The following is a 14,517-nucleotide window of genomic DNA, read 5'->3' as shown; positions in this document are numbered from 1 at the left end:
GTCGAGCAGTGCAACTATGTGCAGACCATGGAAGCGCTGTGGGATTCAAGCCACCTCAACTTCCTGCATCAGGACGGCCTGGTCAAAGGCGGCGAAACGGATCTCGAATTCGGGAAAAAGACACAGAATCTCAGGCTTAGCGTAACCCCCAGGGTGGAAGCCGAAGATACGGAGTTCGGTTTCCATTATGCGTCGATCAGGCCCGATGGGGATAAGGAACTGGCGCGTGTGCAAGCCTTCATTCCGCCCTATGGAGAGGTCAATCCGAATGGCGATCTGTGGATGGCGGTCGTGCCGATCGACGATCACAATTCGATCTATTTCCACGTTTGGTGGGATGAAAGTCGGGAAATCGGCGCAGAACCCTACAGGACCGAGCACCTGAAGCTGATCGGTCTCGATGAAGACGCCTTGCGTGCATTCGGCATGACCTATGACAGCATCAATAATCCGGACAAGCCGTATATTCACAACGGCTTCAAGCAAAACCGGGCGGAGATGCGCGCCGGCAAGACATTCTCCGGCTTCCACAGCTTTACCCAGGAAGATTCGGCAGTGCTCATGTCGGCTGGTTCCTTGCGTCCTCGGACCTATGAGAATTTGTGCCAGGCCGACGCGGGTATCGCCCGCCTCTACCGGACGTTGCTGAAGATCGCCAAGAGCACCGAAAAGGGCGAGGACCCGATCGGCCTCAATGCCGATCCGATGCAGATCAAGGGGCTCAGCGCCCATGTACCCGAAGGCGGAACCTGGCAGGACCTGGTGCCGCACAGGCAACCGGTTCGAGGGGGGAATGCCGGGACGGTCAATCCTGTTCCGGAGGATCCGGTCACGGCAGGCTGAATGACTTCAGGACCGGTAAGGTGCCGGAAAGGGTTAGGCTGCGCCAGCTTTCATCACACCGAGCAACCAATAGTGCAGTTCGCGGGTGAGCTGTTGGCCCAGCACCGCCAGCGTGCCCGACCGATCCAACAGCCATAAAAGGCGCAGCGCAGCGTCGACAATCTCTACTTCGGTCTGATCGACCCGCACCGGCCGATCCCGACAACCGCTGGGTCAACGGCCAGCGCATCGAGGTGTCGGGCGGCCAAGCGATCTGACCGGCTCGGGCGGGTGCTACCATCGTGCAGCACTCGCCCCCCGGTGTCCCCGTGGGCCTCAAGGCGAAAAACGGTGCACTGCGCACTGCCCTTTCTCCCGAGCATATGCAGCTGTGCATCTCCGTTTCGTTTGACACCGGCACCCATATATTTTAAGCTTATAGCAATTAAATCGGAAGGCCTCTAGTGGTTGAACCAAGCTACGATCAGTATCGTGAGGACGTGATAGGCCGTGCAAATGTGGCCGATACGCCCGACCTCGTGGCGTACTATCGGCGCCTTCAAGAGCTAGGCACCGGCGCGTTGTGGACAGTCGCCAACAAGATCGAACCGTGGGAACCTGCGTCAAGTTCAGTGCCAATGCTCTGGCGATATAAGGACTTGCGTGAAGACGTTCTGAAAGCCCTTGACCTCGTAACGCCTGAACAGGCAGGGCGACGAGTCATCTATCTGGAAAACAAGGGTCGCTCTGACGTCGTGGCAGCCGTTGGCTGGCTCTATTCCGGTCTGCAGGTCATGAAGCCCGGCGAATGCGCATCGAGCCACCGGCACAGTGCGTCCGCCTTGCGCTTCATCATGGAAGGCAGAGGCGCGTTCACCAATGTTGACGGCCACAAGATGACACTGGGAGCCAATGATTTTGTGCTCACGCCCAATGGCACCTGGCACGAACATGGCGTGGCGGAAGACGGAGCAATCTGCATCTGGCAGGATGGTCTGGACATTCCGCTAATGAATGCGCTGGAGGCCAATTTCTACGAAGTGCATCCCGATCTTAACCTGGCGGTGTCCTACCCGGTCAATGATAGCCTCGCCATCTGGGCCGGAACGGGCCTGCGTCCAGGCGGTGCGCAATGGACCAAAGCCTATTCGCCCCTGCTGAAATATGAATGGGCTCCGACCTATGAAGCCCTCAAACGCTATGCGCGCGTCACCGATGGCTCTCCTTATGACGGCATTCTCATGGACTATGTGAATCCCAATACCGGCGGTCCGGTGATGCAGACGATCGGCGCTTCCATGCAGCTGCTTCGGCCCGGTGAAAAAACCAAGGCCCATCGGCAGACAGGAAGCTTCATCTACCAATGTGCCAAGGGCAAGGGATGGTCCGTGATCAACGGCCAGCGCTTCGACTGGCAGGAACGCGACATCTTCGTCGTCCCGGCGTGGATGTATCACGAGCACGCCAATGCGTCCGATAGCGAGGACGCCTGCCTGTTCAGTTTCCATGACCTGCCCGTCATGCGTGCGCTCGGCCTTTATCGCGAAGAAGCGCTCGGCGAAAACGACGGTCACCAACCCGTTCTGTCCTGATCTCACCATAAGGAAGCATCATGCGTCTCGTTACCTATCGCGCCACCGTGGAATCGGAGGCGCGTTTGGGCGCCATCGTCGGGAAGCTCGTCCTCGACCTCGCCCGGTTTGGCTCCGTCAAGGGCGTGCCCTTTCCCAGTTCAATGCTGGAATTCATCGATCTCGGCCCGCAGGCCGTTGCCGCCGCCACGAAGCTGATCGCCGATAGTGGCGAGATCTTCCCAGTCGGGACCACGCTTCCGTTGTCGAATGTCAAGCTGCTTGCGCCAATCCCCCGCCCTCGGAAGAACATTTTCGGCATCGGGCTGAACTATACCGAGCATGTGGCCGAAAGTGCCAAGTCGCTTGATACCTCGCCCGATCTGCCGCGCGAGCCGGTGATTTTTTCCAAACCCCCAACAACCGTCATCGGACCGGAGGATCCGATCCTGCACAATAAGGAAATCACGCAGCAACTCGATTGGGAGGTCGAACTGGCGGCGATCATCGGGACAAGCGCCAAGGGCGTTGTCCGTGAGAACGCGCTTTCACACGTCTTCGGCTATACCGTGCTGATCGACATGAGTGCACGCGATTGCCGCCGCGCCGGCCAGTGGATTTACTCGAAAGGTCAGGACAGCTTCGCTCCAATGGGTCCTGTCGTGGTCACCGCGGATGAGATTCCCGATCCCCAGACGCTCGACCTGTGGCTGACCGTGAATGGGGTCGAAAAGCAGCGCAGCAACACCGCCTACATGCTGTTCAAGGTTGACGAACTGGTCGCCGACATTGCCAAGGGCATCACGCTCGAGCCCGGCGATATCATTGCAACCGGAACCCCCGCAGGCGTCGGCGCCGGCCGAACTCCGCAGGAATGGCTATGGCCCGGCGACGTCATCGTTGCTTCTGTTGAAGGCATCGGGACACTGCGCCATCCGATCGTTGCGGCTGAATGAATTTTTGGGAGGGGAAACGAACCAGTTGTTCCCCTCCTTTCTTCGCCCGGATCAACAAAACTGCTCGTGATGTCGGCACAGACCGGAATGGGCTTGACAATGTGCGCCAGGCGTCACGTTGCTCGTAGCCGAAATGCCGCTGAAGGCTGCGTCACTTCAACGCCGTCAAGATAAGTGGCCACGCCAGATCTTTACAGGGAAGGCAGCCGATTGGGGCTGAAACCTGCCCGAGAACGCCGGTCATGGCCGAGCTGGGGAGAGGGACTGAGACGATGGATTACGAGCATATCGAATACCAGCCTGCATTAATCATGACCCACGCGCCCATTTGCGGCGCCCGATGGTCATGATGTGCCATGGTTGATCGATGAGCCTGTTCCACGCTTCGCAGCAGTGGTCGACGATGTTGTCGTAGGAGTTGAAGACCCGGTTGGAGAGCCAGTTGTCGCGTATGAACTGCCAGATGTTTTCGACCGGGTTCAGTTCGGGACATTTGGCCGGCAGCGCGATGATGCTGATATTGGCGGGGACATCGAGCTTGCCTGTCATGTGCCATCCGGCCTGATCGACCAGCACGACCGCGTGAGCGCCCGGCGCGACGGTGAGCGATATTTCGGCCAGATGCAGCGACATGGTTTCGGTATTACAGAAGGGCAAGACCAGTCCGGCACCCTTGCCCTGTTCTGGGCAGATCGCGCCAAAGATGTAGGCCGATTTCGTCCGCTGATCCTTGGGTGCCGATGGCCGTGTCCCGCGTCTGGCCCAGCGCCGCGTGATCTTGTTCTTCTGGCCGACACGAGCTTCGTCCTGGAACCAAATCTCTACGGGCGTGCCCTTCGGGAGGGTTGCTCTGATTTTTGCCAGCTCGGCGGCAAAGCCCCCTTTTTGAAGGCGTCCATTGCCAGTTCGTTCTGGGCATGGTGGCGGGGCCGCGCCGTGAGCTTGACGTAGCCCAGCTTCTTCAACTCGCGCCCCACGGTCGTTTCATCGAGCGACACCGCAAACTCGTCGTGCAGCCACTGGACCAGGTCGATCAAGCGCCAGCGAACGACGCCATGGATCGCCGGGATCGGACCGCGCTCGACCGCTTCAACAAGCGCCTGCCGCTGAGCATCATTGAGCCGCGACCGTTTTCCCGGCGCCTTGCCATCAAGCAAACCATCGGGACCACGGGCATTGAACCGGATCACCCAGTCCCGCACGATCTGCAAACCCACCCCGCCTATCCGCGCCGCCGCAGTCCGGCTGCCGCCATCGTAAATCTCGGCCAAGGCCAAAAGCCGACGGGCCTGGTTCGCGCTCTTCGACGCCCGCGCCAATCGCCTTAAGGCAGTGCCATCAAAATCATCCCGCAAGCCGATCGCCGAACCCATGGCCACGCCCTCCAAATGCAGGACGCTATAGATTCAGACTTTCGTCAGTTTGGGAATCCCCCGCGTGAGTCCGCCTCACCGCAGGCTGGTATAAGCAGAGCGCGTATGGCGGTTGGGGGCATCCCCTAGCCGATGCCTTGCACCAGGACCAAAACCGAACTGCGGTGAAAGAGATGATGTCGTCAGACGACTTCCTGGAAGGCCCGCTGGCATTCACCGAAAAGCGGCCACCGGTCTGGAAGGGCCGTTAAGCTCAAGTACCATTCCCAATTATCATATACCGGTCGACCAGGTTGGGGTACTGACTCCCTACAGCAGGAACGAAAGGGGCAGGGACCGTGAACCGCGGTAGCTCGCGATGTCAGTCGCTCGGTTAGCGAGTTCATCGACCCAAACCAGCGTTAGGCTTCGGCGTTGCCGGTTTGTTTGGACCCTAATAAACTCGGTTTATGGCTGTATTTTCCTCCCCAGATACGCAACGGTTTTACGTCTTCGTTCAATGCGAACCTGGCAAAACCTACGAGGTCCGCATGGCGATCGCCAAGAGCCACTTGCCTTATGTGACCGAGATTAGCTCGATCAGCGGCGAGTGGGACGTGCTTGTCCGTTCGGAGTGCGATTCTGACGCCGACGTAGGAAGAATTCTCGTAACTCCCGTTCAAATGCATCCACATGTCAGGCAGACGAAAACGGAGATCGGCTACCCAATCTTTGATCCGGAGGACGTATTTTTCTAGGATACCGGATTACCTATCGAGCAACCTATAACATCCACGCCGGCTCTGCAAACGTCTGCCATGTCGATGGCGAAATCGCAGCACCATCTAGGGGTTGATCCCGTGGCGCTTGGCGAGAACCCTCAGGCTCTCTTGACTATCTTGTATTGCTCGACGGACTGCCGCTGTCGTGCTGGCGCTCCCGTGTAGAACTTGGCCCATAGCGTATCCTTCCATTCCTGCATGAATAATGCACCATCAAACTCCGGGACCAAACAGTTAGGGAATGTATTTTAAGCTTAAAGATATTAATGCCTCGCGAGGCTTCGAGGTTCCGGCAACGGACCGGTTTATAGCGTCGCCGCAACCATATGCCCGGACATGCCCGATAGGCCATGGCCTGGATGGGTTGAGGCGCCGATCTGGAAAAGCCGCCTGACTGGCGTGGCATGATTGTGACCGTTGCCAAATGGCCGGAACAAATGGAACTGCTCGATCGAGGAAGAACCCGAATAGGGATCGCCGCCGACCAGATTGACGTTCCATGCTTCCAGATCGGTGGGAGACAGGGACGTCACCGCCAAGGTGGCCGTGTCCAGATTGTCGATATATGCGCCAAGTCGCGCGAGGACGCGCCGCGCAAAAGCATCGCGAACACTCTCGTTCCAGCGGCCGTCCGCTGGAGCGGCGATCTCCCCGGCAGCATCGCCGCGAATCTTGCGCGGCAGTTCCAGCAGCTGAATCCAAAGCATAGACTTGCCAGCCGGACAGCGCGACGGATCGATTTGGGCTGGCTGCCCTACCACAATCGTGGGTTCGGCTGGGATCAGTCCGCGCTCCGCCTCATTTACCGCGCGTGAGACGCCATTCAGCCCTGGGGTCAGGTGGATCAGGGCAACATCGCTCAAGCTATCGTTCTTCCAACGCGGCGGCTCCGAAAGGGCGATGTGCATCTGCATGCCGCTGCGGCCATAGGAATAGCGCCTCGCCATTTCGCCAGTCTCGACCGGCACGTCTTTGGAGGACAGCAACCGGCCGTATAATTGTGTTGGGGTGACGTTGCAGACCACCCCCTTTCGAGCGGAATAGATGGCGCCATCCGCGGTCTCGACCCCGCGCGCGACACCATGTTCCACAATGACGCGAGCGGCATCCGCATTGGTGAAGATCGCGCCTCCATTTGCTTCGATCAAGCTCTGAAAGGCCGACACGAGATTGGCGATGCCGCCCTTGACGATCGGATTGCCGACGGCTTCCAGCGTGAAGAGAATGAGCTTGCCCATCAGCGAGGACAGCGCAGATTCGGGGGACAAGCCGGTGTGAAGAATCCAGGGCGCGATCAGCGCATGGGCCAGATCCGACCGGAATTCCTGTTCGAGCCATGTTCGCATCGGCTGCAGCGCGCTGCTACCGAACTGCGCCATGCCGGCGACGCGGCGGCGGAACATCTCGCGACCAACGAGTGTCAGCATGGCAGCGCTTGCCGGCTCTTGACCCAGCAGACCGAAAATCAAGCCGGCATTGCTGGCGATGTCAGCCATCGCGCGTTCGAAAGCGGCGCCGTCGCCGGGCGCGAGCGTGTCAAACGCCTGCACATTTGCCGACCGCGATTGGGTCAGCAGCAGGGCACGCCCATCGGGCGTCGCAACCGCCGTGGGCACTTTGGCATAGACGATCTCCAGACCATGCTTCTCCAGTGCCGGACCAAGGAGAGGATAATGTGCTGCCGTTACGAACAGAGGCAGGGACATCGACAAGACGTCGTGCTGAAAACCGGGAAGCGTCACCTCTTCGGTCCGCATACACCCCCCGGCGGCGTGCTCGCGCTCCAATACGGCCACCCGGCGGCCTTTCAATGCCAGTTCGGCCGCGCATACCAATGACGCAATCCCGCTACCGACGATCACTACGTCATAGTGCCTGTTGGCGGCCATAAGATCTCCTCCCCGTTCAGCCCTCTTGAAAACTGTTTAAGTTCAGTTCTAGCGGTCGCAATTGCCCCTATCTAATTGCGGCCAAGCACACTCACAGTCTGCCAGTACCCGGAAAGATTAGAACCATCGTCTCAGCTATGCAGACGGGCCGTTGTTCCCCCGCCAAGCCGATCGTAACGGCGCTAGTGACAAGCGTGCCGCCGCGTTTGGCTTCGGTGCGGGTGATTTCCAGGGTCGCCGATAATTCGGATGATGCAGGGACGGGAGCGGTGAAGCGTACCCGCCCCAGCCCATAGTTCAGGCCATGACCAGCCCCGGTTATGACGAGGAGTTCGCTGACGAACTGCGGTATGAGCGACAGCACCAGATAGCCATGAGCGATGGTCCCGCCAATCTCCCGCTCAGCGCGTCCAACATCGACATGAACCCATTGGTGATCATTGGTGATTTCCGCAAAGCTATCAATCATAGCCTGCGTCAGCGTCACCGGCTGGGAGGGCCCGAATATATGGCCAATATGGGCAGGCAAGGACGTGTAGCTTATTTCCTGGGGCATGAATATTTTCCAGTTCAGGGGCGCTGATTGGCTAGCCTTCCTGTTTGATCCTATAGGCCGCCATGCTTTCGGCTGCCAGACGGGGCAAGCTCGGGAAAGCTATGCGCGGGCCAACTCGTCTGCCTTATACATTGGATTGCCTGGGACCGGAATCGCACCCCCCTTCCAGGCGGCCAATGCCGCGATGGCGAAATGCGGGACATTCTGAAGGATGATGCCGACGCGATCGCCAGGCTTCACATGGTGTTCCTGGAGCCAAACGCTGAACGCATCGCTCAAGCCGTCAAGTTCGTGAAACGTCAAGCTGGCGTCGAAATAACGGAGTGCCTCGCCGTCGGGCGCCCGGTTCACGTTCGCCTTGAAGGCATCCAATATGTGACCAGTCGCCTGGCGCTGGTCTGATTGCAGATCCCGCGGATAGTGGGACAGCCATGGGCACGGGTGACTCTCCTGAGGCTGCTCTCCCATGATCATGATTGCTTGATCTGGACGATGGTCTTGCCGAAGGCTGTCCGCGCGGCAAGCGCCTCGATCGCGTCTCCGGCCTTTTCCAAGGGAACCTGCGAAATGCGTCTTGATTCTTATTTCATGACTCTTTGGCTGCGGAATCGGCAATTCCCCGATGCGCAGCGCGGACCCATTTCCCGGACTGGAGCAGATGAGCGCTTTCATCATTCAAGCGTCTGCGTCTTCCGTCGCAGGCTGATCGATGGTTTCCATCCAGGAACGCGCTTCGATGATGATCCGCCGGTCAGCCTCTGTAAAGGCGACTCCGGGAGGATCATTGCCTTCGGCGACCTTTTTCGCCGAACGCTTGAAGAGAAGCCGCTGTTTTACCACCCCTTCGTCCGAGGAAGCGAGATGTTCTTCGGAGTGAAGCGTGACGATGCCTTGGCCCTCCTGTGCCTCATGATCCGACGGAAAGGCCCGATGTTCTTCCGGTGTCATGTCGCGCCACAATTTCTTCCCCGGTCCGTAGCCGGCCACTTCCTCGGAAACCCATTGGAAGCCCTTTTTTTGCCGGATAACCTGCACTTGCACATAGGTCGTGTCGTCAAAGGGCACGAAGAACCACAGATGCGGCGAAGGACCGTCCCCATAGAATGGCGGTATCACCAGGATGTTGGGCATGAGCGCTTGTTCGATCCGCATCCAGGCTTGGCCATTGCCAAGGTCACGCCGTGTATGGGTCAGAACGGAACCGCCGCTTTTGGAATAGGTCCACGACGCTTCGGGCCAGACATCCCATCGGCGGTCGGTGAAATGTGTTCCGGTATGCGAGTAATGAAGGATCTGGACGTGTAAATGATCCATGGCGTTGTCGAAATGCTGGAACCAATTGTAATTGGCCGGAAAGCCCGTCAGTTCGGCGCCAGCGTTCATATAATCGGCGGCGATCTCCTCATCCTCCGCCAGATTTTCGAAGGCCGAGTAGATCGGGAAAAGCGGCTGTTTGTCTGGTGGCCCCATATAGGCCCAGATGGCGCCATATTGCTCGATAACCGGGTACCAGGGTTGCCGTAGCTTGTGCCTTGTGCGTGCGCCACCTTCAGGCTCGCATGGTTGGTCAAGGACCTGGCCCTGGCACCCGAATTTCCAACCATGATAACAGCAGCGGATTCCGTCCTCTTCGACTTTGCCATAGTAGAGCGTCGTGCCACGATGGATGCAGCGGGACGTTAGGAGACCGGCCTCGCCTTGCCCGCTGCGGAATAGAATGAGATCCTCGCCCAGGCGGCGAATTTGCTTGGGAACCTCCGTCGCCTCATAGGACATGGCGATAGGATGCCAGTAACGGCGCAGCAATTCGCCGCCAGCTGTGCCGGGACCAACCTGCGTCAATTCCAGGTCCGGCTTTCCGGGCTTACGCCCATAAGCCCGCCCAATGGTATCGGTAATTGCAGGCTTCATCTTTTCCTCCTCAATCCCTGGGTAGCATCCAATGTCGGGAACAGAGCTTTGCTTATCATCCCTATTCGCAGCGTCTCGTCAAACACTGGCGGCTTACCCGCCACTGTTTTTGAACTTTTCGATCATCGCATCTATCTCGGTCACCTCCTGAATTTCCGAAACGAGTATCTCCGGCGGGCCCGCCGTATAGTTAAGGAAATCTGCCGAAAGACGCCGGGATGCCTCTTCGAATTCGAACAGGGTCGAAAATCGCTCGACAGCTTCCTTCTCGTCAAAGATGACAATGGCGATTGCACCGAATGCAGCGCTGTCGGCCTTGAGATCGCCGCCTCGCGTAGGTGCAAGAAGTGTAACCTTTTTCGGCCGCGTGCCAATATATTTGTCCGTCAGGCCAAGGCCGAGCGGGAGATGGACATTCTTCCAATGATCGATGTCGAACAGATGTCCTGGACCGTTCGGGTACATGAATGCCAACATATACATGTCTGTCACCTTTCCACGCGCTCTGCGGCCAATAGCCTTTCCAGGATACGACGGCCTTCCAGTGGAAGCCTGTCGCCAGAAAATGAAATCGGATCGGTCTGCAGTAAGTCCCGCTCGCCCAGAACCTCCTGCTGCCCCTCGAGAATGGGTTTGTCCTGATTGAAGACAAAGCTCGCCGCATCAATGAACGCTGCGTTCATGGACGCATCGCCATAGTTGCGCACGGAGCGGTAGAAATAGTGAGACGATCTCGTGGTCTCCGGCACGGCCGCATGGAGATTATATATCTCGACCGGCTCCGCCTCCGGCTTGCCCATCGGACGAACGGAGATATGGAAGCTGGTGTAGCAGGGCGGCCACCAGATGACTTCCATCCGGAAATCGATTGGCTCATCCCATTCTTCCTCGCCATGGCTTTGGGCGAGCATCGACCGCCATAAGGGGCCCCCTTCGTCCCCCAGGGCCGCGGCGTGTACGCGGAACCGGATCGAGTTGGCGCCGATCTCAAAGGACATGCCCCGATCAACAAATTCGCTGCCGGGGCGAGCGTTCCGATAGAATTGGACCTCTTGCCCGCCGAAGGATTCGGGGTGGACGAACTCGGCATGGGTGATATCGAAGAGATTGTCGTTGATGATCCGGTAGTCGGCCTTAATCGACTCCATATGGCCATAGCCACCGATCCAGGAGGGCTCTCCGGACACCCAAAATCCATCGGGAATGCTGGATTCGTCGGCTCCCGCCTGGTTGTCGCCGAGCCAGACCCAGATATAACCATGCCGTTCGATGACTGGGTAGGTATTGACAACCGCCTTGGGAGGGACCGCCTTTTGTCCTGGAACCTTGATGCAGCGTCCGTCAGCACCGAATTCAGCGCCGTGATAGGCGCAGCGGACGCCGTCGCCGACAACCGTCCCTAACGACAACGGGGCCTTGCGATGAGGGCAGGCATCCTCAAAGGCAACAAGCTGGCCGGAATCGCCACGGTATAAGGCAATCCGCTTTCCTAACAGCACCCGGCCGACGATCCGGCCATCGTTCAACTCGGCGGGTTCCGCCGCTATGTACCACGCATTATAGATGAACATTCATGCTTTCCTGGTGCTACATTCGTAGGGGACGATGCCGCGACGTTAGTTGTACATGGTCAGAAGGTGTAGTAGGCTCGGTTGGACAGACCGTTGTTCAGGAGCAACAATGCACCGTTGGGATGCTTATGAAGCGTTTGCGACTGTAGTGGAGCGGGGAAGCTATACTTCCGCAGCCGAGAAACTGGGGATTTCCAAATCGGCGGTAAGCAGGTTTATCAGCAACCTTGAAGACCGGCTCGGCAGCCAACTGCTCTACAGGACCACGCGAAAGCTTACCCCGACTGACCTTGGGCGGTCGGTCTATGAGCGTTGCGTGGCGGCCTTTGAGAATCTTGAATCCATCGAGCTCGAGGCAATGGAGCACGACTCCGTCCCCCGCGGACGCTTTCGGATCGTTGCCGGAGACAGCTTTGGAGACATTTGGGTTGCGCCGCTGGTCGCCGACATGGCGAATGAATATAGAGAACTGACGGTCGAACTGCTTGTCAGTGATAGGAATATCGATATCGTCGGCGAAGGCTATGACGTCGCAATACGTCACGATACCCAGCCGGATTCCGCGCTACGGGCTCAAAAAATCTGTTCGCTGCCGCATACATGTGCGGCTTCGCCCGATTATCTGGCGCATGCCGGCATCCCCGAAACGGTAGAGGATTTGACCGAACATAATTGCCTCATCTCGTCCTTCGAACCCTGCAGAGAATGGAAGTTCAAAACGGGCCCAGTACCGAAAAAGGCCAATCTGGGTAGCAGGTTGCTTATGAACAGCGGACAGTCGCTGATCTCCGCAGCATTGCGCGGAGTGGGCATCGTCTGGCTTCCGGAGCTGTATCTTCGCGAATATATCAACAACGGCCAGCTTGTTGAGCTTCTGGTAGCATACCGGGGGGATGCCATGCCGGTTTGGTGCGTCTATCCGGCACGGAGGCGCGGCGCCGCGAAAGTCCAGATATTCATAAATCACCTAAGGAAACGGATGGCCGCAGCGGGCGCGCTGGTTTGAGGCTCGGCCGGCAATTGCCAATGTACCCGTGCCATCAAAAGTCCCTGCCTTTATCTCTGGTCCGCAGCACACTGTAAATCGCGCGTGCAACAGACTGTTTCCAATCCGAGTCTATACATCTCACGTCACCTGCAATTACAGAAATTGTAATGACTCCAAGGGTTGTCGGTCGCGGTCGCCATCGACTCCGTTGAGTTCGACGGTTCTGCGCCTGGCGAAGAAGCAAAAAAAGGGGTCGTTATTCGCCCGGCAAGAAATTCCTGTTCGAGTAGCAACGGAACGCATGATCCTTGACAATAAGGCGTGGAGACTTTGCAAGAAAAACAATTATTACCGCTATCACAAGTAAAAACGGGAGGGATTATCGTGCGAAAGTGTCGGATATTCTTGCGTGCCGGGTCCGCCTTGGCTTGTTCCCTTCCCTTTATGACGGTGCACCCTGCGCTCGCGCAGAATGACGCCCCTGAAGACATCATCGTCACCGCCACGCGCCGTTCGGAGGACGTTACGAAGGTTCCCTATAACATATCGGTCGTGGGAGGGGAGCAATTGCAAAGCAGGGGGGTGACCACATTCGAAGATCTCACGCGCCAGATATCCAATTTGAATGTCAATTCGGCCGGCAGCCGTTCCTTAAACGCCCAACGGCCAGTGATGCGCGGCTTAAATGCGTCCTCCACGAACCGGCAGGGCGCCGCCGAGGAGCAGGCTCCGGTCGCGATCTATCTGGGCAACGCGCCGTTCGGGAACCTGTTCGTCGTGGACGATGTCGAGCGGGTCGAGGTATTGCGCGGGCCGCAGGGCACGCTCTACGGTGCGGGCGCCCTGGGCGGCGCGGTGCGAATTTTGGCGGTAGAGCCGGAGCTTCGCAAATTCTCAGGCGCAGTCAGCGGATCAATTGGGGGCGTGACCAACTCAAGCAAGCCTGACTGGAACGCTGCGATCGTCATCAACATACCCATTGGCGAAAACGCGGCTTTCCGGGCCAGCTTCAAGCATCAATATGAGGCGGGGTTCATTGACAAATATGGTGTGTTCGCTCGCGATGGCGGCATTTTCACGCCCCCTATCCTCGCCGACCCATCCGACCCGCTTAGTTCGCCGGTTCTGCGCACCGTAAAAAATTCGAACTATAGCCGCACAAACAGCGCGCGGGCGAGCTTCAAATGGCATCCCACGGACCGCCTCAAGATTGTAGCAGCTTATAATTTTGCCCGCGTCACTGGCCAGGGCGGTCCCGAAGACAATCCGCATTTTAGCGGCGGCCCTGATCCGCTCGACCCGCGGATCGTCTATCCGGCGCTAAATAAATATGACGTGATCATCTCGGAACTTGAACCCTATCATCGTGAATCGCACCAGGCGAGCCTCGACGTCAGCTATGATCTAGGCTTTGCAACGCTGTCGTCAACGACAAGCTATACAAAAAGCACCGGGGTCAGCAACAATGATGTCGCGTATCTGTATGAGAGCCTGCCTTCCTCCTACCAGGACTATTATATCGGTAATCCCCGGAATCCCAGGTTCAACGGCTATCAGGTCTACGACGAGACGCTTGAAGCCTACACTCAGGAACTTCGGCTCGTCTCGGCCGGCGATGGTCCGTTCGACTATGTGCTTGGTGGCTATTATCAGCATGAAGTGCGTGACAATCTGTTGCCACTCCTTTTCCCCGGCCAAGCCGAGTTCGCTGCAGCAACAGGCCAATTTTTCAATGTCGGTCCCAATGGCGAAAGCGTGCTTCTCGATGGCCACAGCAAGTTCATCGACAAGGCGATTTACGGCGATCTGACTTGGCACATCACATCCACTTGGCAGGTGACTGGCGGTACACGTCTATTCTGGGAGGATTTCGATCGTTCGCTGGACATCAATCTCTATACCTTCCTGCTTCCTCCTTTGAACACAGCGAACAGCTCAAAGATCAGCGGCAAGGCAATTTTCAAGGCCAATACATCTTTCGAATATATACCGAACCACAATGTCTACGCCACCTTTTCGCAGGGCTTTCGCCGCGGCGGCGCCAATGCGTTCGCGACTGTGGGAGTGATCCGGGAATCCGCCGACTTGCTGACCTACAAGCCCGATGAGGTGGAGAATT

At 57.8% G+C, this 14,517-nt stretch carries 14 protein-coding genes and 1 pseudogene; 6 read left to right on the top strand and 9 right to left on the bottom strand.

The window, feature by feature from the left end; genetic code table 11:
• The coding region (locus tag VJS46_RS10140) for a hypothetical protein (RefSeq protein WP_324059922.1) at positions 1-843 on the top strand (843 nt) is incomplete at its 5' end.
• 33 nt (positions 844-876) lie between these two features.
• Here the strand turns inward: VJS46_RS10140 and VJS46_RS10135 are convergent.
• Positions 877-1,032, bottom strand: coding sequence for an AraC family transcriptional regulator N-terminal domain-containing protein (locus VJS46_RS10135; protein WP_324059921.1), 156 nt, complete (start codon positions 1,030-1,032; stop codon positions 877-879).
• A gap of 254 nt (positions 1,033-1,286) precedes the next feature.
• Between VJS46_RS10135 and VJS46_RS10130 the strand changes: the two genes are divergently transcribed.
• Positions 1,287-2,414 carry a cupin domain-containing protein gene (locus tag VJS46_RS10130; protein ID WP_324059920.1) on the top strand — a complete coding sequence of 376 codons (1,128 nt, stop codon included), beginning with the start codon at positions 1,287-1,289 and terminating at the stop codon, positions 2,412-2,414.
• A 20-nt stretch (positions 2,415-2,434) separates the two neighbouring features.
• Positions 2,435-3,349 carry a fumarylacetoacetate hydrolase family protein gene (locus VJS46_RS10125; RefSeq protein WP_324059919.1) on the top strand — a complete coding sequence of 305 codons (915 nt, stop codon included), beginning with the start codon at positions 2,435-2,437 and terminating at the stop codon, positions 3,347-3,349.
• Between the two features lie 309 nt (positions 3,350-3,658).
• On the opposite strand, the gene VJS46_RS10120 is transcribed toward VJS46_RS10125, so the two are convergent.
• Positions 3,659-4,722 (bottom strand): IS630 family transposase gene (locus VJS46_RS10120; protein WP_324059918.1). Its coding sequence is split into 2 segments (ribosomal slippage): positions 3,659-4,228 and positions 4,231-4,722, totalling 1,062 coding nucleotides; the frame shifts between segments, so codons are not numbered across the junction.
• A gap of 449 nt (positions 4,723-5,171) precedes the next feature.
• Here VJS46_RS10120 and VJS46_RS10115 point away from each other — a divergent pair.
• On the top strand, positions 5,172-5,459 hold the full coding sequence (locus tag VJS46_RS10115; RefSeq protein WP_324059917.1) for an Lrp/AsnC ligand binding domain-containing protein: 288 nt from the start codon (positions 5,172-5,174) through the stop codon (positions 5,457-5,459).
• 90 nt (positions 5,460-5,549) lie between these two features.
• Here the strand turns inward: VJS46_RS10115 and VJS46_RS10110 are convergent.
• From VJS46_RS10110 to VJS46_RS10080, 7 genes and pseudogenes are all read right to left on the bottom strand, one after another.
• A pseudogene (locus VJS46_RS10110) lies at positions 5,550-5,660 on the bottom strand (IS481 family transposase); the annotation flags it as partial.
• A gap of 128 nt (positions 5,661-5,788) precedes the next feature.
• On the bottom strand, positions 5,789-7,372 hold the full coding sequence (locus VJS46_RS10105; protein WP_324059916.1) for an NAD(P)/FAD-dependent oxidoreductase: 1,584 nt from the start codon (positions 7,370-7,372) through the stop codon (positions 5,789-5,791).
• Between the two features lie 91 nt (positions 7,373-7,463).
• Entirely contained in the window at positions 7,464-7,928 is a 465-nt protein-coding gene (locus VJS46_RS10100) for a MaoC family dehydratase (protein ID WP_324059915.1), read from the bottom strand.
• Between the two features lie 99 nt (positions 7,929-8,027).
• The gene (locus VJS46_RS14260) at positions 8,028-8,396 is read right to left on the bottom strand and encodes an AMP-binding protein (RefSeq protein ID WP_414707999.1); all 369 of its coding nucleotides are present in this window, start codon (positions 8,394-8,396) and stop codon (positions 8,028-8,030) included.
• A gap of 207 nt (positions 8,397-8,603) precedes the next feature.
• Positions 8,604-9,839 carry a Rieske 2Fe-2S domain-containing protein gene (locus VJS46_RS10090; RefSeq protein ID WP_324059913.1) on the bottom strand — a complete coding sequence of 412 codons (1,236 nt, stop codon included), beginning with the start codon at positions 9,837-9,839 and terminating at the stop codon, positions 8,604-8,606.
• Between the two features lie 93 nt (positions 9,840-9,932).
• On the bottom strand, positions 9,933-10,322 hold the full coding sequence (locus VJS46_RS10085; RefSeq protein WP_324059912.1) for a hypothetical protein: 390 nt from the start codon (positions 10,320-10,322) through the stop codon (positions 9,933-9,935).
• A 5-nt stretch (positions 10,323-10,327) separates the two neighbouring features.
• Positions 10,328-11,410: an aromatic ring-hydroxylating dioxygenase subunit alpha gene (locus VJS46_RS10080; protein ID WP_324059911.1), complete on the bottom strand. Its 1,083-nt coding sequence runs from the start codon at positions 11,408-11,410 to the stop codon at positions 10,328-10,330.
• Positions 11,411-11,519: 109 nt separating this feature from the next.
• Here VJS46_RS10080 and VJS46_RS10075 point away from each other — a divergent pair, with 109 nt between their 5' ends.
• On the top strand, positions 11,520-12,416 hold the full coding sequence (locus tag VJS46_RS10075; RefSeq protein WP_324059910.1) for a LysR family transcriptional regulator: 897 nt from the start codon (positions 11,520-11,522) through the stop codon (positions 12,414-12,416).
• Between the two features lie 426 nt (positions 12,417-12,842).
• Positions 12,843-14,517: TonB-dependent receptor (locus VJS46_RS10070; RefSeq protein ID WP_324059909.1), on the top strand; the 1,675-nt coding region annotated here is incomplete at its 3' end.

Source organism: Rhizorhapis sp. (assembly GCF_035276005.1).
Classification (GTDB): Bacteria; Pseudomonadota; Alphaproteobacteria; order Sphingomonadales; family Sphingomonadaceae; genus Rhizorhapis.
Note: the sequence above shows the minus strand (reverse complement) of the source record. Positions and strands in the feature narration are given on the sequence as shown.

What these genes read in the sequence shown, in the direction of transcription:
- VJS46_RS10125 (WP_324059919.1), top strand. Translation starts at nt 2,435, where the DNA reads ATGCGTCTCGTTACCTATCGCGCCACCGTGGAATCGGAGGCGCGTTTG.
- VJS46_RS10115 (WP_324059917.1), top strand. Translation starts at nt 5,172, where the DNA reads ATGGCTGTATTTTCCTCCCCAGATACGCAACGGTTTTACGTCTTCGTT.
- VJS46_RS10105 (WP_324059916.1), bottom strand. Translation starts at nt 7,372, where the DNA reads ATGGCCGCCAACAGGCACTATGACGTAGTGATCGTCGGTAGCGGGATT.
- VJS46_RS10100 (WP_324059915.1), bottom strand. Translation starts at nt 7,928, where the DNA reads ATGCCCCAGGAAATAAGCTACACGTCCTTGCCTGCCCATATTGGCCAT.
- VJS46_RS14260 (WP_414707999.1), bottom strand. Translation starts at nt 8,396, where the DNA reads ATGGGAGAGCAGCCTCAGGAGAGTCACCCGTGCCCATGGCTGTCCCAC.
- VJS46_RS10090 (WP_324059913.1), bottom strand. Translation starts at nt 9,839, where the DNA reads ATGAAGCCTGCAATTACCGATACCATTGGGCGGGCTTATGGGCGTAAG.
- VJS46_RS10085 (WP_324059912.1), bottom strand. Translation starts at nt 10,322, where the DNA reads ATGTATATGTTGGCATTCATGTACCCGAACGGTCCAGGACATCTGTTC.
- VJS46_RS10080 (WP_324059911.1), bottom strand. Translation starts at nt 11,410, where the DNA reads ATGTTCATCTATAATGCGTGGTACATAGCGGCGGAACCCGCCGAGTTG.
- VJS46_RS10075 (WP_324059910.1), top strand. Translation starts at nt 11,520, where the DNA reads ATGCACCGTTGGGATGCTTATGAAGCGTTTGCGACTGTAGTGGAGCGG.